The 21,135-nt window shown below is 72.3% G+C and carries 21 protein-coding genes and 1 pseudogene; 11 read left to right on the forward strand and 11 right to left on the reverse strand.

The window, feature by feature from the left end:
- Window positions 1-207: 207 nt before the first annotated feature.
- From ACFVW8_RS20575 to ACFVW8_RS20610, 8 genes are all read right to left on the reverse strand, one after another.
- On the reverse strand, window positions 208-906 hold the full coding sequence (locus ACFVW8_RS20575; protein ID WP_389691964.1) for a hypothetical protein: 699 nt from the start codon (window positions 904-906) through the stop codon (window positions 208-210).
- The gene (locus ACFVW8_RS20580; RefSeq protein ID WP_389691966.1) at window positions 903-1,478 is read right to left on the reverse strand and encodes a SigE family RNA polymerase sigma factor; all 576 of its coding nucleotides are present in this window, start codon (window positions 1,476-1,478) and stop codon (window positions 903-905) included. The genes ACFVW8_RS20575 and ACFVW8_RS20580 overlap by 4 nt, the downstream gene beginning before the upstream one ends.
- A 235-nt stretch (window positions 1,479-1,713) precedes the next feature.
- Entirely contained in the window at window positions 1,714-3,165 is a 1,452-nt protein-coding gene (locus tag ACFVW8_RS20585; RefSeq protein ID WP_389691967.1) for a peptidoglycan D,D-transpeptidase FtsI family protein, read from the reverse strand.
- 90 nt (window positions 3,166-3,255) lie between these two features.
- A complete protein-coding gene (locus ACFVW8_RS20590) occupies window positions 3,256-3,915 on the reverse strand; it encodes a response regulator (protein WP_389691968.1) in 660 nt (219 codons plus the stop codon).
- Window positions 3,912-5,177 carry a sensor histidine kinase gene (locus ACFVW8_RS20595; RefSeq protein ID WP_389691970.1) on the reverse strand — a complete coding sequence of 422 codons (1,266 nt, stop codon included), beginning with the start codon at window positions 5,175-5,177 and terminating at the stop codon, window positions 3,912-3,914. Before ACFVW8_RS20595 ends, ACFVW8_RS20590 begins: the two co-directional genes overlap by 4 nt.
- On the reverse strand, window positions 5,174-6,199 hold the full coding sequence (locus ACFVW8_RS20600) for a hypothetical protein (protein WP_389691972.1): 1,026 nt from the start codon (window positions 6,197-6,199) through the stop codon (window positions 5,174-5,176). Before ACFVW8_RS20600 ends, ACFVW8_RS20595 begins: the two co-directional genes overlap by 4 nt.
- Before the next feature lie 90 nt (window positions 6,200-6,289).
- Window positions 6,290-6,766 (reverse strand): GNAT family N-acetyltransferase, encoded by a 477-nt coding sequence (locus ACFVW8_RS20605; protein ID WP_389691974.1) that lies wholly within the window; start codon window positions 6,764-6,766, stop codon window positions 6,290-6,292.
- On the reverse strand, window positions 6,766-7,536 hold the full coding sequence (locus tag ACFVW8_RS20610) for an IclR family transcriptional regulator (protein ID WP_389691976.1): 771 nt from the start codon (window positions 7,534-7,536) through the stop codon (window positions 6,766-6,768). Before ACFVW8_RS20610 ends, ACFVW8_RS20605 begins: the two co-directional genes overlap by 1 nt.
- Before the next feature lie 154 nt (window positions 7,537-7,690).
- Here ACFVW8_RS20610 and ACFVW8_RS20615 point away from each other — a divergent pair, with 154 nt between their 5' ends.
- From ACFVW8_RS20615 to ACFVW8_RS20635, 5 genes are all read left to right on the forward strand, one after another.
- Window positions 7,691-9,211 carry an aldehyde dehydrogenase (NADP(+)) gene (locus tag ACFVW8_RS20615; protein WP_389691978.1) on the forward strand — a complete coding sequence of 507 codons (1,521 nt, stop codon included), beginning with the start codon at window positions 7,691-7,693 and terminating at the stop codon, window positions 9,209-9,211.
- On the forward strand, window positions 9,208-9,819 hold the full coding sequence (locus ACFVW8_RS20620) for a DUF1349 domain-containing protein (RefSeq protein ID WP_389691980.1): 612 nt from the start codon (window positions 9,208-9,210) through the stop codon (window positions 9,817-9,819). The genes ACFVW8_RS20615 and ACFVW8_RS20620 overlap by 4 nt, the downstream gene beginning before the upstream one ends.
- A gap of 112 nt (window positions 9,820-9,931) precedes the next feature.
- Window positions 9,932-10,489, forward strand: coding sequence for a flavoprotein (locus ACFVW8_RS20625; RefSeq protein ID WP_389691982.1), 558 nt, complete (start codon window positions 9,932-9,934; stop codon window positions 10,487-10,489).
- A 32-nt stretch (window positions 10,490-10,521) separates the two neighbouring features.
- Window positions 10,522-12,105, forward strand: coding sequence for a hypothetical protein (locus tag ACFVW8_RS20630; RefSeq protein WP_389691984.1), 1,584 nt, complete (start codon window positions 10,522-10,524; stop codon window positions 12,103-12,105).
- A gap of 146 nt (window positions 12,106-12,251) precedes the next feature.
- The gene (locus ACFVW8_RS20635) at window positions 12,252-13,217 is read left to right on the forward strand and encodes a polysaccharide lyase family 1 protein (protein WP_389691986.1); all 966 of its coding nucleotides are present in this window, start codon (window positions 12,252-12,254) and stop codon (window positions 13,215-13,217) included.
- 303 nt (window positions 13,218-13,520) lie between these two features.
- Here the strand turns inward: ACFVW8_RS20635 and ACFVW8_RS20640 are convergent, their stop codons facing one another.
- Complete coding sequence (locus tag ACFVW8_RS20640) at window positions 13,521-14,540, reverse strand: zinc-dependent alcohol dehydrogenase family protein (protein WP_389691988.1); 1,020 nt, start codon at window positions 14,538-14,540, stop codon at window positions 13,521-13,523.
- A gap of 97 nt (window positions 14,541-14,637) precedes the next feature.
- On the opposite strand from ACFVW8_RS20640, the gene ACFVW8_RS20645 reads away from it, so the two are divergent.
- Window positions 14,638-15,576, forward strand: a complete 939-nt coding sequence (locus ACFVW8_RS20645) for an AraC family transcriptional regulator (RefSeq protein ID WP_389691990.1) — start codon at window positions 14,638-14,640, stop codon at window positions 15,574-15,576.
- Here ACFVW8_RS20645 and ACFVW8_RS20650 read toward each other — a convergent pair.
- Window positions 15,524-15,826, reverse strand: a complete 303-nt coding sequence (locus ACFVW8_RS20650) for a hypothetical protein (protein WP_389691992.1) — start codon at window positions 15,824-15,826, stop codon at window positions 15,524-15,526. The two genes, ACFVW8_RS20645 and ACFVW8_RS20650, sit on opposite strands and share 53 nt — an antisense overlap.
- Between ACFVW8_RS20650 and ACFVW8_RS20655 the strand changes: the two are divergent.
- From ACFVW8_RS20655 to ACFVW8_RS20670, 4 genes and pseudogenes are all read left to right on the forward strand, one after another.
- Window positions 15,810-16,809, forward strand: a pseudogene (locus ACFVW8_RS20655) (GlxA family transcriptional regulator). The gene ACFVW8_RS20650 and the pseudogene ACFVW8_RS20655 overlap by 17 nt on opposite strands.
- 20 nt (window positions 16,810-16,829) lie before the next feature.
- A complete protein-coding gene (locus tag ACFVW8_RS20660; RefSeq protein WP_389691994.1) occupies window positions 16,830-17,321 on the forward strand; it encodes a GNAT family N-acetyltransferase in 492 nt (163 codons plus the stop codon).
- A 118-nt stretch (window positions 17,322-17,439) separates the two neighbouring features.
- Window positions 17,440-18,159 (forward strand): DsbA family oxidoreductase, encoded by a 720-nt coding sequence (locus ACFVW8_RS20665; RefSeq protein ID WP_389691996.1) that lies wholly within the window; start codon window positions 17,440-17,442, stop codon window positions 18,157-18,159.
- Between the two features lie 92 nt (window positions 18,160-18,251).
- Complete coding sequence (locus ACFVW8_RS20670) at window positions 18,252-19,313, forward strand: aminotransferase class V-fold PLP-dependent enzyme (RefSeq protein ID WP_389691998.1); 1,062 nt, start codon at window positions 18,252-18,254, stop codon at window positions 19,311-19,313.
- 67 nt (window positions 19,314-19,380) lie between these two features.
- On the opposite strand, the gene ACFVW8_RS20675 is transcribed toward ACFVW8_RS20670, so the two are convergent.
- On the reverse strand, window positions 19,381-19,866 hold the full coding sequence (locus tag ACFVW8_RS20675; protein WP_389692000.1) for a MarR family winged helix-turn-helix transcriptional regulator: 486 nt from the start codon (window positions 19,864-19,866) through the stop codon (window positions 19,381-19,383).
- 156 nt (window positions 19,867-20,022) lie between these two features.
- On the opposite strand from ACFVW8_RS20675, the gene ACFVW8_RS20680 reads away from it, so the two are divergent.
- Window positions 20,023-21,093: an alkene reductase gene (locus ACFVW8_RS20680; protein WP_389692001.1), complete on the forward strand. Its 1,071-nt coding sequence runs from the start codon at window positions 20,023-20,025 to the stop codon at window positions 21,091-21,093.
- Window positions 21,094-21,135 lie beyond the last annotated feature (42 nt).

The raw sequence follows: 21,135 nt of genomic DNA on the forward strand, positions 1-21,135 counted from the left end.
CCCGGGGGGGGGGGCCCCCGCGCCGGCGGGGGGGGGGGGGGCCCCCGCCGGCGCCGCTCAGTCGTCACTGAGGCCCGTCTCGGGCGGCTCGTCGCCGTTGTCGTTGCCCGTGCAGCGGACCACGCCCCGTCGCGGAATGTCCCGTCATGATGCCGCTGGTATCGCGATCGGGCGACGCGGTCCCGCCGTTCCTTACACGATGCGGAGTCAGCGGTCCGGACCGAAGGAGTCGCCCACCGAGGCCGGCCGGCCCGACGCGCGGACCGCGCGAACGGTCACGTAGTCGCCCGCCGGGTCCCGTTCGCCCTCCGCGTGGTTGTACTGCCCGGCGAACGTGTGCGTACCGGCCGGGACGCTGCGCCCCGGCTTCAGCCTCCACCGGTAGATGAGAAAACTGCTGTCCTCGGTCGCCGACACGGTGAAGTCCCCCTCGGGCAGTGAACGCCAGGAACCCGTGCTGGTCACCCCGCCGGTGAGTGCGATCCGCAGCTCCACGGTCAGCGAGGCGAGCGGCTCGGTCGCCCGCAGCGTCACATTGCTCTGCGCCCAGTACGCGTTGCTGTGCGGGTCGACCGCGCCGTCCGTCCGCAGCGGGCCGTCCTCGGTGCGCAGCGTGCCGCCCGGTGTCCCGGTGGCGGACGGCGGGGCCGCCCCCCGGTCCTCGTGTGCCCCCTCCCCGCCGGCGGAGGTGACGGCGAACGTGCCCGCCGCCAGCACCCCGCAGACCGCGGCCGTCGCCGCCGCGACCCGCAGCCACGGCGTCGCGGTGCGCGGCGGGCGCACCACCCGCGCCGGGGGGCCGGCCCCGGCCATCCCGCGCTCGACGCGGGCCAGCATCCGCTCCCGGTCCGGCCGGTGCGCCCCGGCGGCGTCCCGCAGCCGCCGGGGCAGCTCCTCGTCCCTCACTGACTTCCTCCGGTGCGCTGCGCCGCGACGGCCACCTGTACGTGCGCGGCGGGCGTATCGGGACCGAGCAGCCGCTGCAGTTCCGCGACGGCGCGCGAGGTCTGGCTCTTCACCGTACCCACCGAGATCCCGAGCACCAGTGAGGTGTCCCGCTCCGAGAGGTCGAAGGCGTGCCGCAGCACCACACAGGCGCGTTTGCGGAACGGCAGTCTGCGCAGCGCCCCCTGGACGTCGACCACCGCCGACACGTCGGGATCGTCGACCGCGTATCCGTCACCGCCGCCGCGCGGCGCCCAGAACAGCGCGATCCGGCGGCGCTCGCGCACCGCGCTGCGGATCCGGGTCCTGGCCAGGTTGGCGACCACTCCGCGGGCGTACGCCACCGGGTGGTCGGCGTTCCTGACCCGGTCCCAGCGGTGCCAGAGCGCCAGCAGGGCATCGGCGGCCAGATCGTCCGCGGCATCGGCCTCACCGGTCAACAGGTGGGCCAGCCGGGCGAGTTCGGCGTAATGGGCCTCGAAGAACCCATGGAACTCGGCGGCGGCATCGGTGTCGTCGACGGGTGTGCCCACAGCTACCTCATCCCTGCGCTCGATTCCCGTGCACGCGCCGGTTCCGGCTGGGTACGTTCCCGGACGCCGCCCACGGTGCGCGGGCGGGGCGAGAGCGTACCAGCGCACCCCGGAAGCGCTTCGACACGGGTGCGTACCCCAGTAAGGCGTAACACGGCGAAAACCTGAAGGGCCCGGGACGCAGCGAACGCCCCGGCATCCCGAAAAGGGCTGCCGGGGCGTTCCGCTCGTTCCGTTACCGCTGGAGCGCGGCCTTCATCATCTTCTGTGCGATCGGGGCGGCGAGGCCGTTGCCGCTGACCTCCGACGCGGCCGAACCCGAGTCCTCCACGATCACCGCGACCGCGACCTCCTGGCCGCTGGAGTCGTCCTTCGCGTACGAGGTGAACCAGGCGTACGGGGTGTTGCTGTTGCCCACACCGTTCTCCGCGGTCCCCGTCTTGCCACCCACCTCCGCGCCGCCGATCCGGGCGTTGGTGCCGGTGCCCTCCTCCACGACGGTCACCATCGCGCTGCGCAACTGCTTGGCGGTGGCCGAGGAGACGACGCGCTTCATGTCCCCGTCCGCGAAGTCCTCCAGGGTGCCGCCCTTGGAGTCCGTCACCTTGGACACCATGTGCGGGGCGGCCAGCTCACCGCCGTTGGCGAGAGCCGCCGAGACCATCGCCATCTGCAGCGGTGTCGCGGTGACCTCGAACTGGCCGATGCCCGTCAGCGCCGTCTGCGCGTCGTCCATGCCGGACGGGTAGATGCTCTTCGAGGCCCGGACCGGCACATCGAGCTTCTCCGTGTTGAAGCCGAACTTCTCCGCCATCGCCCGCACCTTGTCCTGGCCGAGGTCGGCGGCGACCTTGCCGAAGACGTTGTTGCACGAGTACTGGAGCGCCACGCGCAGCGTCGCGTTCTCGCAGGGGGCGGAGGCGCTCTCGTTCTTCAGGGGGGTGCTGGTGCCGGGCAGCGTGTACGGGACGGGGCTCTTGGTGGGCTCGTCCACCGAGCTGTAGAGACCGTTCTCCAGCGCGGCGGAGGCCACCACCAGCTTGAACGTCGAACCGGGCGCGAGCGGCTGCCGCATGGCACGGTTGACCAGCGGCTTGTCCTGGTCGGCGAGCAGCTTCTTCCACGCGTCGCCGTCCGTCGTCCCGCTGATGTCCGTGGGGTCGTAGGACGGTGAGGAGGCCATCCCCAGGATCTGCCCGCTCTTCGGGTCGATCGCCACGGCCGCGCCCTTGTCGTCGCCGAGCGCGTCGGACGCCGCCTTCTGCACGTCCGGATCGATCGTCGTCAGCACACTGCCGGGCGCGGTCTGCTTGCCGGTCAGCGCGTCCATGGGGTTCTTCAGCCGGTCGTCGGTGCCGTCCAGCACATGGCTGTAGATCCCCTCGAGCTGGGTGGAGCCGTAGGCCTGCGAGCTGTAGCCGGTGACGGCGGAGTAGAGGTCGCCCTGCTTGTAGGTGCGCTTGTACGCGAGATCGCTGCCCTCCGTCCTCTTCGATCCGGTGACCGGCGAGCCGGCCACGATGATGTCACCGAGCGGCTGCGCGTACTGCGCGATGACCTTCCGCCGGTTGTGGTCGTCGTCTGCGAGCGCCCGTGCCTGGTACGTCTGCACCCAGGTCGCCCGCCCCAGCAGGGCGAGGACCAGCAGCAGTGAGAAGACCGAGGCGCGCCTTATCGTCTTGTTCATCCCGTACAAGGGACGTGCGGGGCGCGGCGCCGCGTTCCCGGTTGTGCCGCTTCTCACCCATTCCTCATGGCCGCCGCCGTGCCCGCCTGCTCAGCCCGGGGTGATGAAACCCGACTCGTACGCCGCGATGACCGCCTGGGTGCGGTCCCGGGCGCCGGTCTTCGCGAGGACGGCCGCCACATGGGTCTTCGCCGTCGCCGGGCCCACCCGCAGCCGCGCCGCGATCTCCGCGTTGGTGAGCCCCCTCGCCATCAGCCGCAGGACGTCCGCCTCCCTGCCGGTGAGCCGGGCGACCCAGGCGGGTGCCGCGGAGGGCCGGGCCCTGCCGTACTCGGCCGCAAGACCCCGTACCGCCGCCGGGAAGAGCAGCGAGTCGCTGCGTGCCACCAGCCGCACCGCCTGCACCAGGTCCTCGGCCGCCGCCCGCTTGAGCAGGAAGCCCGCGGCCCCGGCACACAGCGCGTCGTACACATAGGAGTCGTGTTCGAAGGTGGTGACGACGACGATGCGGGGGGCCGGGTCGAGCGTGGCCAGGATCTGTTCGGTGGCCCGGATGCCGTCGGTCTCCGGCATCCGCACATCCATCAGCACCACGTCGGGGCGCAGCTCGCGCACCACGGAGACGGCCTCGGCGCCGGTCGAGGCCTCGCCGACGACCTCGAGTCCGGTCTCGGCGTCCAGGATGGCCCGCAGGGCGGTACGGACCATGCGCTCGTCGTCAGCGACGACGATCCGGACCGTGCTGCTCATGGCCGTTCCTTTCCGGGGATGTGCAGGGGGAGGCAGGCGGTCAGCCGCCAGACTCCGTCGTGCGGTCCGGCCTCGGTACGGCCGCCGAGCAGGACCGCCCGCTCGGCGATGCCGCGCAGCCCCAGTCCGCCGCCGGGGCGCACCGCGGCCGGCCGCTCGGGCAGCGGGCTGTCCATCATGATCTCCAGCTCCTCGGGGTGCGCCGTGATCCGCAGCCGGACCGGCGCACCGCGGCCGCCGTGCCGCAGCGCGTTGCTCAGCCCTTCCTGCACGATCCGGTACGCCTGTCGTGCCACGGCGTCGGGCACCGCGCCCAGGTCGCCATCGGCGGTGTACGAGACGGGTACCCCGCAGTGCGCCAGCAGTGCGTCCAGTGCGTCGAGCCCCGGCCCCGGCGGCCCGTCGGTGGCCGTCTCCTCGGCGTATTCGGCGTCCCGACGCAGCAGGCCGAGCACGGAGTCGAGCTCGCCGACCGTGCGCCGCGTGGTTTCCTCGATGGCGGTCAGCGCCTCGCGGACGAATTCCGGGTCGCTGTCCAGGACCCTGCGGGCCGCGCCCGCCTGGAGTGTGACGGCGCTGAGCGCGTGGCCGACCGAATCGTGCAGCTCCCGGGCCAGCCGGTTGCGTACCGCGAGATCGGCGGCCCTGCGCTCGGCGGCGGCCAGCCGGTCGTCGGGGGTCGGCCCCAGCAGTACCGGCGCCCGGTCCGCGAGCAGTGCCCCGGCCGCCGCCGCGCAGCCGGCCATCGCCACGAGCATCGCGATTCCGGCGAGGGGGGTCAGGGCCAGCACCCACGGCCGGTCCATTGCCGCCGGCAGGCTCATCACCGGGGAGTCCCGCGCGGCTTCGAAGAACGGCAGCACCGTCACGCCCACCGCGAACGGGGTCAGCGCCAGCGTCATGCCGCTGACGATGCCGCCGAGTGCCACGTGCAGGGTGTACCAGAGCGCCGTGCGGACCCGCGCCTGCCGGGTCCTGGCCGGTCCGTCGGCGAGCGGACGGTCCGGCGGCAGCGCGCACAGGGAGCGGGCGGCGGCCACCGAGAGGGGCCGGGCGAGCGGGAAGAGCGCGGTCACGGCGGCCATCGGCAGGGCGAAGGCGAACGCCGCCAACTGGTTGACCGGCGAGGTGAACACATTGGCGTCCGCCCGGTACGACCCGACGATCACGGTGCCGACCAGGAAGTACGGCATCAACAGGGCGCCGCCGATGATCAGATGCAGCCAGCGCAGCCGGGCCCGCCGCCCGAGCAGCAGGGTCACGCCCGGTGGCCGGACGGCGGCCGGGTCGCGGCCGCGCGCTCCACCAGGAAGTACGTGCCCAGGGTCATCACCAGCGTCCCGACCAGCATCTGCACAGCGTAGAGGAGCACCACCGCGGCGGTGGGCCGATGAGCGACGTCGTCGACGCTGCTCAGCGCGGCGAGGCCCATCCAGGCGCCCCAGCAGCCCATCGCGCCGGAGCCGCCCCAGGCCAGGGTGAGCGGCACCCGCAGCGGCAGCGCGGAGCTCCGGCGGAAGGCGAGGAGCAGGACCCCGGCGACGGTGGCGACGGCGAAGAGGACATCGACCGCGTCGACGACGTGGGAGCCGCTGTTGCTCTCCGAGATCAGGGCCTCGTTGAGTCCGGCGGTCGACCCTGCGGCCCAGAGCAGATGCACGATGCCGGGGACCACGGCGACCAGCGAGGCGGCGACGGCGGCGGCCCGCAGGGCCGGGCCCGTCGGGCTGACGGGCAGATCGCGCAGCGTGCCCTGCCAGAGGTGGCCCCAGCGGTCCTTCGCGTACAGCACGAAGAGGGTGCCGAGCGTCAGGCCCTGGATGATGAAGCCGGTGTAGACGACGGCGAAGACCCACTCGTCCAGGAAGGGCCGTGCGGAGCCGCCGCTGCCGGTGATGTCCCCGCCGAGGGCCTTGACCAGCAGCTGCAGCGGATAGCCGGTCATGATCGGCAGCAGCAGACCGGTCGCCACCCACATCGGCAGCGCGAGCAGCCAGGCGGGCACCCGGCGGCCCCAGGCCTGGGTGAGCAGCAGGGCGATGACCACGACCGCGCTGTCCATCAGGACCGATCCGCCGTTGGCGACGATCATCGCGGCACGGTGGTCGAGCAGCGAGCTGTCCGCGGGGATTCCGACGTGACTGCCCGAGATCCAGGCGGCCTTGAGCACGATGTACGGCAGGCAGGAGACGATCGCCAGGGTGCGCAGCGCGGTGCGGAACCGGGTGGTGGCCGGGGCGGTGGCCGCCGGTGCGGTGGCCGGTGCGAGCGGTGTCTGTGTCATGCCGTCCACGCTTCCGCGCGGGCCGTCTCAGCACGTCCTGCCCGGTGACGATCCGTCTCCGCCGCACGGCGGAGACGCACCGCCCCGTCCTCACCCCGGCAGGGTGAACAGCAGCTCGGCCGTCTCCTCGCCGCGGGCGTTCGCATAGCCGCGGTCCTTGCCCGTCACGGTGAACCCGCACTTCTCCAGCACCCGCCGGGACCCCGCGTTGTCGGCCGCGGCACGCGCGTACAGCGGACGTTCCGGTACGGCGACGAGCAGGGCGGCCAGCGCGGCGGTCGCCACACCGCGGCCCCAGCGCGCCCGGTCGATCCAGTAGGTGACCTCGCGGTCTTCCGGCGGCCCGTAGACCCCGGCGTTACCGACCACCACCCCGTCGGCGAGGACGCTGCGCATCACGACGGAAGGGTCGGCCAGGATGCGCGACCAGTGGGCGTCGAAGGCGTGCCGGTCGGTGGGGTCCTCGCTCGTGAAGGCGGCGGTGCGGACCGACACGGGGTCGGCCATCCACCCGAAGAACAGCGGAAGATCGCTGTCCTGCACCGGGCGCAGGGAGATATCCGTCATCAGAGCCTCCGGGTTGCCAGAGTCAGCCGGTCCCGCGCGTCGAACAGCGCGTCCTTGACCATCTGTTCGTGTGCGGGCGTCAGCCGGGCGACCGGCACCGAGCAGCTGATGGCATCCCGGGCCGGGGTGCGGTACGGGATCGCGACGCCGAAGCAGCGCAGCCCCAGGGTGTTCTCCTCGCGGTCCACCGCGTACCCCTGCTCGCGGATCAGGCGCAGCTCCTCGATGAGCTTCTCCCGGTCGGTCAGGGTGTGCTCGGTCAGCGCGGGCAGCGTCTCGGGCAGCATCTTGCGCACCTGCTCGTCGCTGTGGGTGGCCAGCAGCGCCTTGCCGAGCGAGGTGGAGTGCGCGGGCAGCCTGCGGCCGACCCGGGTGAAGGGGCGCAGATAGTGCTGCGACTGACGGGTGGCGAGGTACACCACGTTCGTCCCGTCGAGACGGGCCAGGTGGATGGTCTCCGTGGTGTCGTCGGAGAGCCGGTCCAGGGTGGGGCGGGCGGCCGCGACCACCTCGTCCCCGTCGATGTAGGAGGTGCCGACCAGCAGCGCCCGTACGCCGATCCCGTACCGCGTCCCGGTCGCGTCCGTCTCCACCCAGCCCAGCTCGACCAGGGTGCGCAACAGCATGTAGAGACTCGACTTGGGGTATCCGACGGCCTCCTGCACCGCGGCGAGCGAGTGCATACCGGGTCGCCCCGCGAAGTACTCCAGCAGCTCCACCGTCCGTACCGCGGACTTGACCTGCGCCCCACCAGACTCGGCAACCGACATCGACCTACGCCCCTTCCAGCCCACTTACGAAACCTGCGACTTCTTGCCAACACCGAACGCCCGGAAATAGAGTCGCTTCATATTCACGATCAGGAACTCTGTTCAGAATACCGAACAACTTCTGATGTGTGGCAGTGGAGCGGAAGGAAACACGGTGGCAGCAGCACCAGTCTGGAGCGTCGACCCCCGCACCGGGAACCCGCGTGAGCAGGTTGCGGTGGAGGCTACAGCGGAGGAGGTCGACCGGGCGGTCCGGGCCGCCCATGCCGCACGCGTCCCGCTCGCCGACCGCACCGTGCGCGCCGCGTTCCTGCGCACCGCGGCCGATCTGCTCACCGAGGCCGGTGAGCACGTCATCGAGGCCGCCGATGCCGAGACGGCCCTCGGCCCGGCCCGGCTGACCGGAGAACTCGCGCGCACGGCAGCCCAGTTGCGGGCCTTCGCAGAAGTCGTGGACGAGGGTGCCTACCTCGACATCCACATCGACCACGAGGATGCCACCCGCACCCCGCCGTGGCCCGACATGCGCCGCTACAAGATCCCGCTCGGCGTCGTCGCCGTCTATGCGGCCAGCAACTTCCCGCTCGCCTTCTCCGTACCCGGCGGCGACACGGCCAGCGCCCTCGCGGCCGGCTGCCCGGTCGTCGTCAAGGCGCACCCCGACCATCCCGCGACGTCCGAGCTCTGTGCATCCGTGCTGCGCCGGGCCGCCGCGGAGGTCGGACTGCCCGAGGACGTCCTCGTCCTGGTGCACGGCTTCGAGGCCGGCGTCGAACTGGTCAGGCACCCGCTCGTCAGCGCGGCCGGCTTCACCGGTTCGGTGCGCGGCGGACGCGCCCTCTTCGACGCGGCAGCGGCCCGGCCCGCCCCCATCCCGTTCCACGGCGAGCTCGGCTCCCTCAACCCCGTCGTCGTCACCGAGGCGGCCGCCGCAGAGCGCGGCGAGCAGATCGGTGCCGGGCTCGCGGGCTCGATGACCATGGGCGTGGGCCAGTTCTGCACCAAGCCGGGCTTCGTCCTCGCCCCCGCAGGCGAGCGGGGTGACAGTCTCCTGAAATCCCTCACCGAGGCGGTCAGCGACACCGAGGCCGGAGTCCTGCTCGACCACCGGATGCGCGACGCCTTCCTCGCCGGAGTGCGCGAGCGCGCGGAGCTCCCGGGCGTGGACGCCCCGGTCACCCCCGGCGCGGGCGGCGAACACACCGTCGCCGCGGGCTTCCTGACCGTGCCGGCACAGCTGCTCACCACCGAGGGCCCGCACGACGCGCTCCTGGAGGAGTGCTTCGGCCCGGTCACCGTCGTGGCCCGCTACACCTCCGAGGACGAGATCACCGCGGTGCTGTCCCGGCTGCCCGGCAACCTCACCGCCACCCTCCAGATCGCCACCGAGGAGGCCGACGGCAGCGCCGCGGGACTCCTCGCCGCGCTCACCCCGCTGGCCGGACGCGTCCTGGTCAACGGCTGGCCGACCGGCGTCGCCGTCGCCCCCGCCCAGCACCACGGCGGCCCCTACCCGGCCACCACCTCCACCTCGACCTCGGTCGGTGCCACCGCGATCGAGCGCTGGCTGCGCCCGGTCAGCTACCAGACCACCCCTGAGGCACTGCTCCCGCCGGAACTCCGCGAGGACAACCCGCAGAGCCTGCCCCGCCGTGTGGACGGACGCCCCGCATGACCCTGCAACTGCCCGAACTTCCCTTCGCTCTGCGGCCGTTCGGACCCGCGACGGAATGGGCCTACGAGGGCGGCGTACTGACCGGCCGCGCGGGCGCCCGGCAGGACCGCTTCGTCCCGCCGGGCGGCGAGAGCCTGGACTCCGCGAGCGACGCACCCCGGCTGCTGGGCACCGCTCCCGAGGGCGACTTCCAGCTGATCGCCCGGGTGAAGGTCGGCTTCGCCGGCGCCTTCGACGCGGGGGTCCTCTACCTCCACGTCGGCGACCGTGAGTGGGCCAAGATCTGTCTGGAGCTCTCCCCGGACCGCCCCACCATCTGCACCGTCGTCACCCGGGGCCACTCCGACGACGTCAACTCCTTCGTCGTGGATGGTGACAGCTACTGGCTGCGGCTGAGCCGTACCGGCAAGGCCTTCGCCTGCCACGCCTCAGCCGACGGCGAGAAGTGGACCTTCGTCCGCGTCTTCGCCCTGGGCACCCCGGAGCAGGCGGCCGCCGCGTCCGTCGGCTTCCTGGTCCAGTCGCCCACGGGGGAGGGCTGCGAGGCCTCCTTCGACGGGATCGCGTACCGCCCGACGGGCCTCGCCGACCTCCGCGACGGCAGCTGACCCGACGGCACACACCGATGCCCCCGCCCTTCGGACACGGAGCGGGGGCATCGGCGTGCGCGTCGTACCCTGCCGGGACCGCAACACCACAGCCGTCGACCGGGAGCCCCGCGTGAGCGATCAGCCTTGCCGGCAGAGCCGGAAGCCCTTCCTGTACGTCGTCGTGTGCGCGGCCGGAATCGCCGGCGACGTCGACAGGCTCATCACTGCGGCCCAGCAGGCGGACTGGGACGTGGGCGTCGTCGCCACCCCCAACGGCCTCGGCTTCATCGACACCGCGGCAGTGGAGGCCCGGACCGGCTACCCGATCCGCTCGGCCTGGCGTCTGCCCGGCGAACCGCGGCCGCTCCCGCCCGCCGACGCGATCGTGGTGGCCCCGGCCACGTTCAACACGATCAACAAGTGGGCGGCAGGCATCTCCGACACCCTGGCCGTGGGCATCCTGTGCGAGGCCTACGGCTTCGGCATCCCCACCGCCGCCCTCCCGTACCTGAACTCGGCCCAGGCCGCCCATCCCGCATATCAGCAGAGCCTGGACCGGCTGCGTGGAATGGGTGTCATGATCGGCTCGCACCGTCCCCACGAGCCGGGGGCCGCGGGCGCGGCCGACGGCTTCCGCTGGGAGGAGGCGCTGGAACTGCTGACGCCCGCGCCGGGCGGCCGGGGCTGACGGGCCCCGGCGGAAGAGAGAGGGAGTCAGCTGTGCCGAAGGCGACCGGGTTCGACCAGCGAGCCGTCGCACTCGTCGAGTTGCGGGGCACGCAGACCGAGTTCGAGATGTTCGAGGGTGCGCTGGCCGATCGCGGCTGGCCGGTGCTGGCGAAGCGTGGCGGTGCGGCGAGCGCCGTCAGTGACCGAAGCATGAGGTACACGGTCGAAGCGCGTTTTCCCGGGAGCCGGATCAACGCGGTGAGGGGCGCACGCGAGCGGATCGAGGTCATCTCCGACGAACTGCAGCTGGACCTCAGCGTCGAGGTGGTCGACCGGGTGGTCCGGGACCCGGTGGACCGGCCGCACTGGTTTGTTTACGAGCGCCCGCAGCCCCACCCGAATCCGGCGTCGCTGTCCGTGCGGCAGCGGCGGGCACAGCGATGGCGCGTCTGGTCGGCGCAGACGCTGGGCCGTCGCGACACCGGGCGGCAGATCAGTGCCGTCTCGGCCCGGGCGGCCCGGCTCCTCGCCGACTCTCCGCTTCCCGGTGCGCGGACGCAGCCCGGCCAAGTCGCCGTCCGCAGACCGCTCGGGGCGGACACCGAAGTGCGGGGCACTCTGGGCACGAGCCGCGAAGCCGCGAAGCTGATGCCGCGTCTCTTTCTGTTCGGAGCGTGCGAGCTGTTTCTCGGGACTCAGCTGGCCACGGCGCGCGCTGCCGGATTCGGCTGGTGGCTATGTGCCCTGTCGGCATGTGGGGCGGTCTGGGCGGCAACCGTCGTGCTCCGGCGCGCAGCGCCGGAGCTGACGCGTGTGTTCAACCTCGTGTGCGCGCTTGTACTCGGAGGTATCGCAGTCACCCTGGGTGCCGTGATCGTCCGGACCGAACCCGCGGCGGGCTACGGTGCGCGCGTAGCGGCTTTCACCTTGGGGATCGTCGTGGTGCTCAACGGCGTCCGGCTGCTCGTTCGGCAGTGGAGCTGGCAGCGCACCGCACCATGGCTGCTGCCCGCTCTGCTGCCGATCGTTCTGGGATTCCTCTCGCCCCTCGGCCTGGGGCTGCACCCGTTCTACCTGGATGCGTTCGGGCTGGAACTGGAGGATGTCGAGATTCCGGAGGTCTACCGGCTGCTCGCCTCCCTCAAGCTTGCCCTGTGCATGAGCCTGTGGCTCGTTGCCCTCGCTTTTCTCGGGTACATGAAGCACCTGCATCTGTATGTGAAGGACCGCTGGCTGGCGAACATGCTGCTGCTCGTCCTCAGCACCGTTCTTCTGGTCTCGGGCGTGGGCACGCTGGGGGTGCTCGCCGCGGCCGAGGCCGGTACGCGTGCGGTGGCCGACGCGAAACGCGGCCGTACTCCGGCCGCCTACTTCGGTATCGCCCCCGAATGGGTCTGCGCCCATCCGATCGGCAAGCCGGAGACGATCCCCGTCGACGGCGGTGAGTTCGTGCCCACCCGGCCCTACCTCAAGGTGGGCGACGCCGCCGGCACGGTCGTGCTCTGGGACGCGGACCACGCGCAGGCCCTCAAGATGCCCATGGCCAAGCTCCGCATCGTCCCGGCGGACGTGCGCCCCGCGTCCTGCGGACAGTCCACCCCTGGACGGGGAGTGTCGTCAACGCCGTCCCGCTGAACAGAAATTACGTGCATGACCCGGCAACCCCCCGGCCCCCGGCGGCGACAAGTGAGGGACAGCGGCTCGTATGCGGGCGCACCGCGCCGCGCACGAGCCGCCGAGCACCGCACCCTCCCCGCACGTCGTCGTACCGAAGGGACATCATGCGCACCCACCTCCGCAGCCGTAGTCTCGCGGCCCTCGCCGCCGGAACAGTCGCCGTCGTCGCCGTCGCCATGCTTCCGGGCTCCGCCGGGGCCGCCGAATCCTCCCCCGTGGGCTACGGGGCCGGCACGACCGGTGGCGGCAGCTCCTCCGCTGTGACCGTCACCAGCCTCGACGCCTTCAAGACAGCCGTCACGGGAACCGACGCCAAGACGGTGAAGGTCAGCGGGATCATCTCGCTGAGCGGCCAGGTCGACATCGGCTCCAACACCACCGTGCTCGGCGTCGGTTCGTCCTCCGGGTTCACCGGTGGCGGGCTTCGGCTGAAGAACTCGACGAACATCGTGATCCGCAACCTCAACATCAGCAAGCCGGTCGCCCCCGCCGACGGGATCACCGTGCAGAAGTCCACCAAGGTGTGGATCGACCACAACACCTTCTCGGCCGACCGCGACCACGACAAGGACTACTACGACGGTCTGCTCGACATCACCCACGCATCCGACCAGGTCACCGTCTCCTGGAACACCTTCAAGGACCACTACAAGGGCAGCCTGGTCGGCCACAGCGACAGCAACGCGAGCGAGGACACCGGCCACCTCCACGTGACCTATCACCACAACTACTTCGACAACGTCAACTCCCGCATCCCCAGCCTCCGGTTCGGCACCGGTCACTTCTACGACAACTACGTCGTGGGCGCCTCGACGGCGGTGCACTCCCGGATGGGGGCGCAGATGCTGGTGGAGAACAACGTCTTCCGCAGCACCGAGGTCGCCATCACCACCATCCGTGACAGCGACGAGGACGGTTACGTCGTGGAGCGGGGCAACGACCTCGGCGGCGCGGAGACCGAGATCTCGCAGGTCGGCACGCTCACCGAGGTGCCGTACTCGTACACCGCCGAACCGGCCTCGTCCGTCGTCTCCTCGGTGACCGGGGGAGCGGGCACCGGCAGGATCTAGCGGGTCGGCACCCGTGAGCCGTGTCCCCGCAGGGCGGGGGCACGGCTCATCGTCATCACCATCCGTCGCCGCCGTCGCACGCGGCGACGCGGCCTCCGGTATCGCCGTCGACGAGAACACGCTGCTGACCGTGGGGAGCGACGGCCCCGCGGTGGTGGCCGAGGCCGGGCGAGTGCATCTCGTCCGGGGTGCGGCGCCGGTCGGATCGGTCACGGTGCGCGCCTTCCGGGCGGGGGAGACGTTCACGGGGTGCCGGCGCAGGTGTCCTCCGGGTGGTGGAGACGCTCGCCGCCGTGCTCGGGCTCAGTGCCGCACCGTCACCACGATCTTGCCGGTGTGCGCGTTGGACTCCATCAGCCGGTGCGCGTCCGGCATCCGCTCCAGCCCGTCGAACGTGGCACCCACCACGGGAGCCAGCGCCCCGCTGCGCAGACCGGCGCCGATGAAGCGGGCGGCGCGGCGGCGGCCGGCCGGGTCGGCCGACAGAGCGACGTTGTTGTAACCGATCACGGTCAGGGGCCAGTTCAGCGGCATCACCGTCGGCCGGCCGTCCAGCCAGCCGTACTGGATCAGAGTCCCTCCCGGCGACGCAGCCTCGCCCAGCGTGGCGAAGCCGGGGCCGCCGATCGCGTCGAAGATCAGCTGGGCGCCCCCGCCGTCCGTGATCCGTCCGATCTCCTTCACCACGTCCTCGTCGTCCGTCGTGATGACATGGGCGGCCCCCGCGTCGAGCAGTCCCTGCTTCTTGGCGGCGGTACGGGTGGTGGCGACCGGGACGGCACCTATCAGATTGGCCACCTGGAGGGCCGCCGTGCCGACCCCGCTCGACGCCCCGGTGATCAGCACATGGTCGCCGGGGCGCAGCCCGCCCTTCTCCAGTAGTGCGCCGTAGGCGGTGGAGTACGTCGACCAGGCGGCCGCCCCGTGTACCGCGTCCACGGTCTCGGGGCGGCGGAGCACGTTCCCGGCCGGGACCACCACGCGCTCGGCGTAGAGGCCGTGCCCACTCAACTCCCCCTCGGGGGTGGCCATCACGGGGTCGCCGGGCGCGAACCCGCTCACTCCGGCACCGACGGCCTCGACGACTCCGGCCGCCTCGTAGCCGTTGCGGGAGGCGGGCAGTGCCGGCTGGTAGAAGTACGTGCCGGCGCGGAAGAGCGCCTCCGCCCGGTTCAGGCCGAGGGCCTCCACCCGGATGAGGACCTCGCCGGGGCCGGGTGCGGGAAGCGGTACCTCCTCGACGGTGAGGACGTCGGGGTCACCGGTGGTGTGGAAGAGAACGGCGCGGGTGGTGGCGGGTGTTGCTGGGCTCTTGTCGGTCATGAGGACCACCGTATGAACCCGTTCCGAGACGATCCATGTCCCAGGAGCGCTCTTCCATGTCCGGTCGTCTTGCCCTGTCGGGGGATACGCTGCTGCCATGGATGTCCTCAGCGACGTGATCACTTCCATGAGGGCGGGCCGTCCGCACTCCTCGCACCGGCGCAAGCACGCCCCCTGGGGCATGCGTTTTCCCGCTTCCGAGGGTGCCGGTTTCCATGTGGTGCTCGAAGGTTCGGCGTGGCTGATCCCGCCCGGGGACGCGGCACCGGAGCGGCTCGGGGCCGGCGACGTGGTGTTCCTGGCCCACGGGCGCGGACACGGGCTCGCCGATGATCCCGGCACGCCCCTCGCCGATGTCGCCCCGGGCCCGGACGGCAGCTGGCCGGCACCCGTCGACGAGCCGCCCCCGGACCCGACGGCCCCGGTCACCCAACTCCTGTGCGGTGCCTACAAGCTGAACCGTGCCCGGGCACACCCCCTGCTCGCGCACCTGCCCGACGCGGTCCACCTTCCGGCCCAGGCCGGCGCGCACCCCACTCTGCGCGCGGCGATCGACCTGCTCGGCGGCGAACTGCGCACCCCGCAGCCCGGCTCCGACGCCGTCGTGCCGGCGCTGCTCGACACACTGTTGCTGTACATCCTGCGCACCTGGTGGCTGGAGGAGCGGTCGGCGGCCCGGGTGGACGGGCACCCGGCGGGCTGGTCGGCGGCCCTGGCCGACCCGGCGGTCTCGGCGGCACTGGCCGCCGTCCACGACGACCCGGCCCGCTCCTGGACGGTCGAGGATCTGGGCGCCCTGGGCGGCCTCTCCCGCGCAGCGTTCGCCCGCCGGTTCACCGCACTGGTCGGCGAACCGCCGCTGACCTATCTGACCTGGTGGCGGATGACCACGGCCGGCCGCCTGCTGCGGGCCGACGACGCACCCCTGCGTACGGTGGCCCAACGGGCCGGCTACACATCGGAGTTCGCCTTCGCCAAGGCCTTCAAGCGGGAGTACGGGATGGCTCCGGGGCGGTATCGCCGCGAGGCCGGCTGACGGCATCCGGGCCCGCCGGCTGCGCCACCCCCCGCGGCAGCCCGGCCGTGGCCAGGGCGGTGAGTGCGAGCAGTGCCGCGCTGATCAGCAGGCTCGTCCTGAGCCCGGTCCCGAAGCCGCCCGCGACCAGTGCGCCGAACGCCGCCACGCCCAGCCCGCCGGCGACCTGGCGGGCGGCGTCGAGCACGTCCGCGGCGACCCGTGGCGTCGTCATCTCGACGCCGCCCGTGTCCATGTTCAACATCGCCATCCCCCGGCACCTTCGGTCGGGGGCGGTCTCCATCACGGCCGCGGGCAGCGGCGGCAGGCCAGGCCCGCGCCGAGGGCCAGCGGCACCAGGAGCCCTCCGGAGGTTCTGGCCATGCCGCCTGCGCACCGTGTACTGCACCCTGGACCCCGGGCCCGTCCGCACCACCGGCGGCCTCGATGCGCACATCGAGGGCGGACTCGACCTCATCGCGACAGCCGGCACGGTGATCCTCGCGGGCGCCGGCTCGCGCGAGGAACCCGATCCGCGCATCGTGGCCGCCCTGCGTCGGGCCGCGGCCGACGGCAAACGCATCGCGTCCATCTGCACCGGCGCCTTCGCCCTCGCCGAGGCCGGGCCTGCTGGACGGACGCGCGGCCACCACCTACTGGACGTACACCGGCGAACTCGGCGACCGCTACCCCAGCGTCGACATCCAGAAGGACGTCCTGTTCGTCCAGGACGGGCCGGTCCTCACCTCGTCCGGATACGCGGCCGGCATCGATCTGTGCCTCCACATCATCCGTACCGACTACGGCGCCGCCGTCGCCAACCGCGTCGGGCGCCTCGCGCTCGTCGCCCCCGTGCGGCCGGGCGGGCAGACACAGTTCACCGACACTCCGCTGCCCCCGGAGCGCGGCGTCTCCTTCGCCGCCACCCGCGCCTGGGCGATGCAGCATCTCGACGAGCCGCTGACCCTGACCGACCTGGCCCGCAATGGCGGGGTCTCCGTCCGTACGCTCTCGCGCCGCTTCCACGCCGAGACGGGGCTCAGCCCCCTCCAGTGGCTCCTGCACCAGCGCATCGAGCGGGCCAGGGAGCTCCTGGAGACCACCGCACTCCCTATGGACCAGGTGGCACGGGCGAGCGGCCTCGGCACGTCCGACTCGATGCGTCAGCACATCCAGCGCAGGCTGGGTCTCACGCCGAGCGCCTACCGCGCCTCGTTCGGCAGGATGGTGGCCTCGGCCGCAACCTCCGGCTGACCGGGCGCGTCTCCTTCACCATGATCCGTACTGCCACATCCGCCGATCTCGACGCGATAGTCCGCCTGCACACCGAGGCGCGCGCCACCTACTACCGAGGCCATCTCCCGGAGGAGGAGTACGCGGGAGCCGAGGAGGTCGGCCGCAGCCGGGGCGGCTGGGCCGGGGCCATCGACCGGGACGACGCCACCGTGCTCTGCGCCGAGCGGGACGGCGTCCTCGCCGGCATCGCAGCCCACTCCGTACGCGACGGCATCACGCACCTCACCCAGCTCCATGTGGCACCGGACCGCTGGCGGGAGGGGATCGGGACCGAGCTGCACGACGCGTGCGTGGCGGACTGGCAGCGCGACGGAGTCGTGGAAGCCCGACTGGATGTGTTCGTCCACAACACCCGCGCCCAGTCGTTCTACGCGGCCCGCGGCTGGATCCCGGATCCGGTCCGCCCGCACGCCGGCGACCACCTGGTGCTGCGCCTGACGGTGCCGGCCGGCACCCGCGGCGGCGCGTAGCGGCGCCCGTCGTTCCCCGCAGGGGAATGACCCGGACCCGGACGCGTGTTCCCAGGGAGCGGAGGGTTCCTCCGTGCTGTGTGAGCAGCCGCCCGAGAGCCTGGAGAGAAGAAGAGTCATGCGCGTCGAGATCTGGAGCGACATCGCCTGCCCGTGGTGTTACATCGGCAAGGCCCGTTTCGAGAAGGGCCTGGCAGGGTTCGCCCACCGCGACGAGGTCGAGGTGGTGCACCGTTCCTTCGAGCTCGACCCGGGGCGCGCCAAGGGCGACACCGGGCAGGTCATCGACATGCTGGCGCAGAAGTACGGGCGTTCCCGTGAGGAAGCGCTGGCCATGGAGGCGAACGTCGCGGCCAACGCGCAGGCCGAGGGGCTCGGCTACCGCACCGAGGGGCGCGACCACGGCAGCACCTTCGACATCCACCGGCTGCTGCACCTGGCCAAGGCCCGCAGCCGTCAGGACGAGTTGCTGAGCCTCGCCTACCGGGCGAACTTCGCCGAGGAGCGGTCCGTCTACGACGGGGACGTGCTGATCGGGCTGGCCGTCGAGGCCGGTCTGGACGCGGACGAGGCGCGGGCCGTGCTCGCCGACCCGGAGGCCTACGCGGCCGAGGTGCGGGCCGATGAGCGGGAGGCTTCCGAGCTGGGCGCCAACGGGGTCCCGTTCTTCGTGCTCGACCGGCGGTACGGGATCTCGGGCGGCCAGCCCGCCGAGGTCTTCGCCCAGGCGCTGGAGCAGGCGTGGCAGGAGCGCCCGCTGACCACGATCGGCCAGGACGCCGCCGCGTGCGACGCCGACGGCGCGTGCGAGGTTCCGTCGGCCGGCGGCAACGGCTGACCCGCGGCCACCTGTAAACATAAGCGTTACTTGGGGGTACCCCTTAACTCTTGGTGATTGACTATGAGTTAAGGGGGCTTCAGGCTGGACGCATGATGATCTCTTCGCTCAGCCGCGCCGTCGACGCCGAGTTCGCACCGGAAACCGCCTACCTCAACACATCGAGCTGTGGGCTGCTGCCCCGCCGGACCGTCGACGCGGTGAGGGCCCTCGCCGAGGGGGCCGCCACGGGCCGCCGGGACGGGGCGGGCGATTTCGCTGTGGTGGACAGCGCCAGGGACGGCTTCGCCCGGCTCGCCGGTGTCGACGCCGGACGGGTCGCGGTCGGCAGCTCGGTTGCCGTGCATGTCGGGCTGATCGCGGCTTCGCTGCCGGAGCGGGCCGAAGTGCTGGCGCCCGAGGGGGAGTTCAGCTCGGTCGTCAGCCCGTTCGCGGTCCGCGGTGACCTGCGGATGCGGTACGTCCCGCTGGCGGAGCTGGCCGGTGCGGTGCGCCCCGAGACCGCGCTCGTCGCCCTCTCCTCCGTGCAGTCCGCCGACGGCCGGCTCGCCGATCTGGACGCGGTGCGGGCCGCGGCCGCCGCCCACGGCGCCCGCACGCTGCTGGACGCGAGCCAGTCGGCGGGCTGGCTTCCGCTGGACGCCGGGGCGTACGACTACACGGTCACCGCCGGCTTCAAGTTCCTGCTCTGCCCGCGGGGCGCCTCCTTCCTCACCGTGACGCAGGAGGCGCAGGAGTCCCTGCCGCCGGTCTTCGCCGGCTGGGTGTCGGCCGACGACCGGTGGGGCAGTACCTACGGGCCGGTCGGCAAGCTCGCGACGGACGCCCGCCGCTACGACGAGCCGCCCGCGTTCCTCTCGTACCACGGTGCCGAGCGTTCCCTCGCGCTGCTGAACGAGATCGGTGTCGATGCCGTCCACGACCACGCCACCGGGCTCGCCGCCCGCTTCCGGGCCGGTCTGGCGGGGCTCGGGCGCGAGGCCGTGCCGGGGGAGACGGCCGTGGTCGCGGCACCAGGACTCGGGGCCCGCGCGGCGGACCTGGTGCGGGCCGGAGTGATGGTCTCCGACCGGGCCGGCAATCTGCGGGTGTCCTTCCACCTGTACAACACCGAGGCGGACGTGGACCGCGCGCTGGACGTGCTGGCGGGCTGACCTCCGCGGCGGCCGGCCGGTGCGGGCGGCGGTTCTCCGGGCCGCCCCGCTCCGCCGCTGGGTGCGGTCAGCGGTTCTCCGGGCAGTCCGCGGTCTCCCGGCAGAGATTCTCCTCGACCCTGGCCAGCAGCCGGGCCAGCTCCTCGCGCTCGCCCCTGTCCAGGCCCGCGAGGGTGTGCTCCTCCAGATCCGTCCACGCCCGCTCCACGTCGGAGAGCAGGGCGCAGCTGTTGTCGGTGGCCTCGACCAGGACGGCCCGGCGGTCGGCCGGGTCGGGGCTGCGGCGGACGTGCCCGGACTGCTCCAGGCGCTGGAGCATCTTGGTGACCGTGGACGGATCGAGGTCGACGGCCTTGATCACCTCCGACTGGCGCACCGCGCCCGCGTCCCAGAGGTACATCATCAGGAACTCCTGGCCGGGGTAGAGGCCCGCGCTCTTGAGCAGCTTGCCCGCCGCGATCCGGTGGAGCCGCGCGACCCGCGAGACGGCATGGCTGACCGGGCCGCCCCGGGCGGCGCTCGGCAGCTCGGTACAGGCGGGATCGGACTTCATCGGGACTCCTCGGAGCGGTGCGCGGCGGGCCCGGGCCGGCTCCATCGCCGCCTCCTGGCCTTTCTGACGACTTTACCTTGGCCGGCCAAGTAATGAGCTACAGTGGCGCATGCCACAGATACTTGGCCGACCACATAAGTCTTCCGGGAGCTTTCCATGACCACTGCATTCGACCCGATCGATCTGGCCGGTACACAGCTCGCCAACCGCATCGCCCTGGCGCCGATGACCCGCAGCCGGGCGGGGGAGGCCGGCATACCGACGGAGCTGACCGCGGAGTACTACGCGCAGCGTGCCTCGGCCGGGCTCGTCATCACCGAGGGCATCCAGCCCTCGGCCGTCGGACAGGGCTACCCCAGCACCCCCGGTCTGCACAGCGAGGAGCAGGCCGCCGGCTGGCGCGGGGTCACCGACGCCGTGCACGCCGCGGGCGGCACGATCTTCGCCCAGCTCATGCACACCGGCCGGATCGGCCACCCGGTCCTGCTGCCCGACGGGCTCACCCCGGTCGGTGCCTCTCCGGTCGCGGCGGCGGGGCAGGTCTTCACCCAGGAAGGCCCGAAGGACTTCGTCACCCCGCACGAGCTGACCGGCGCCGAGGTACGTGCGACGATCACCGATTTCGTGACCGCCGCGCGCAACGCGGTGGACGCCGGGTTCGACGGCGTGGAGCTGCACGGCGCCAACGGCTATCTGATCCACCAGTTCCTGGCGCCCAACTCCAACCTGCGCACCGACGAATGGGGCGGCTCGGCGGAGGGCCGCATCCGGTTCGCCGTCGAGACCGTACGCGCCGTCGCCGCCGAGATCGGCGCCGCACGCACCGGAATCCGGATCTCGCCCGGAAATCCGTTCAACGACATCGACGAGCCCGCGCCGGAGGCCACGTACAGCGCGCTGGTGCGGGCCATCGAACCGGTCGGGCTCGCCTATCTGCACATCGTCGAGGGCAAGTCCGGCGACCGGGAGCTGACCGCCGCACTGAGCAAGGAGTTCAACGGCACGGTCGTCCTGAACCCGGCGACCGACGGTTCCACCGGACCCGAGTCCCTCGCCCTCGTCGAGCAGGGCGTGGCCGACGTCATCTCCTACGGCGCACTGTTCCTGGCCAACCCGGACCTGCCGGCGCGGTTGCGGGCGGGCGGCCCCTACAACACCGCGGACCGGGCGACCTTCTACGGGGGCGACCACCGCGGCTACACCGACTACCCCGCGCTGGAGGCGTGAGACCGGGACGGTGGGGGTGGGCCGGGGCGCGGCCCGGTTGCC

Source organism: Streptomyces sp. NPDC058221, from assembly GCF_042882365.1.
Lineage (GTDB): Bacteria > Actinomycetota > Actinomycetes > Streptomycetales > Streptomycetaceae > Streptomyces.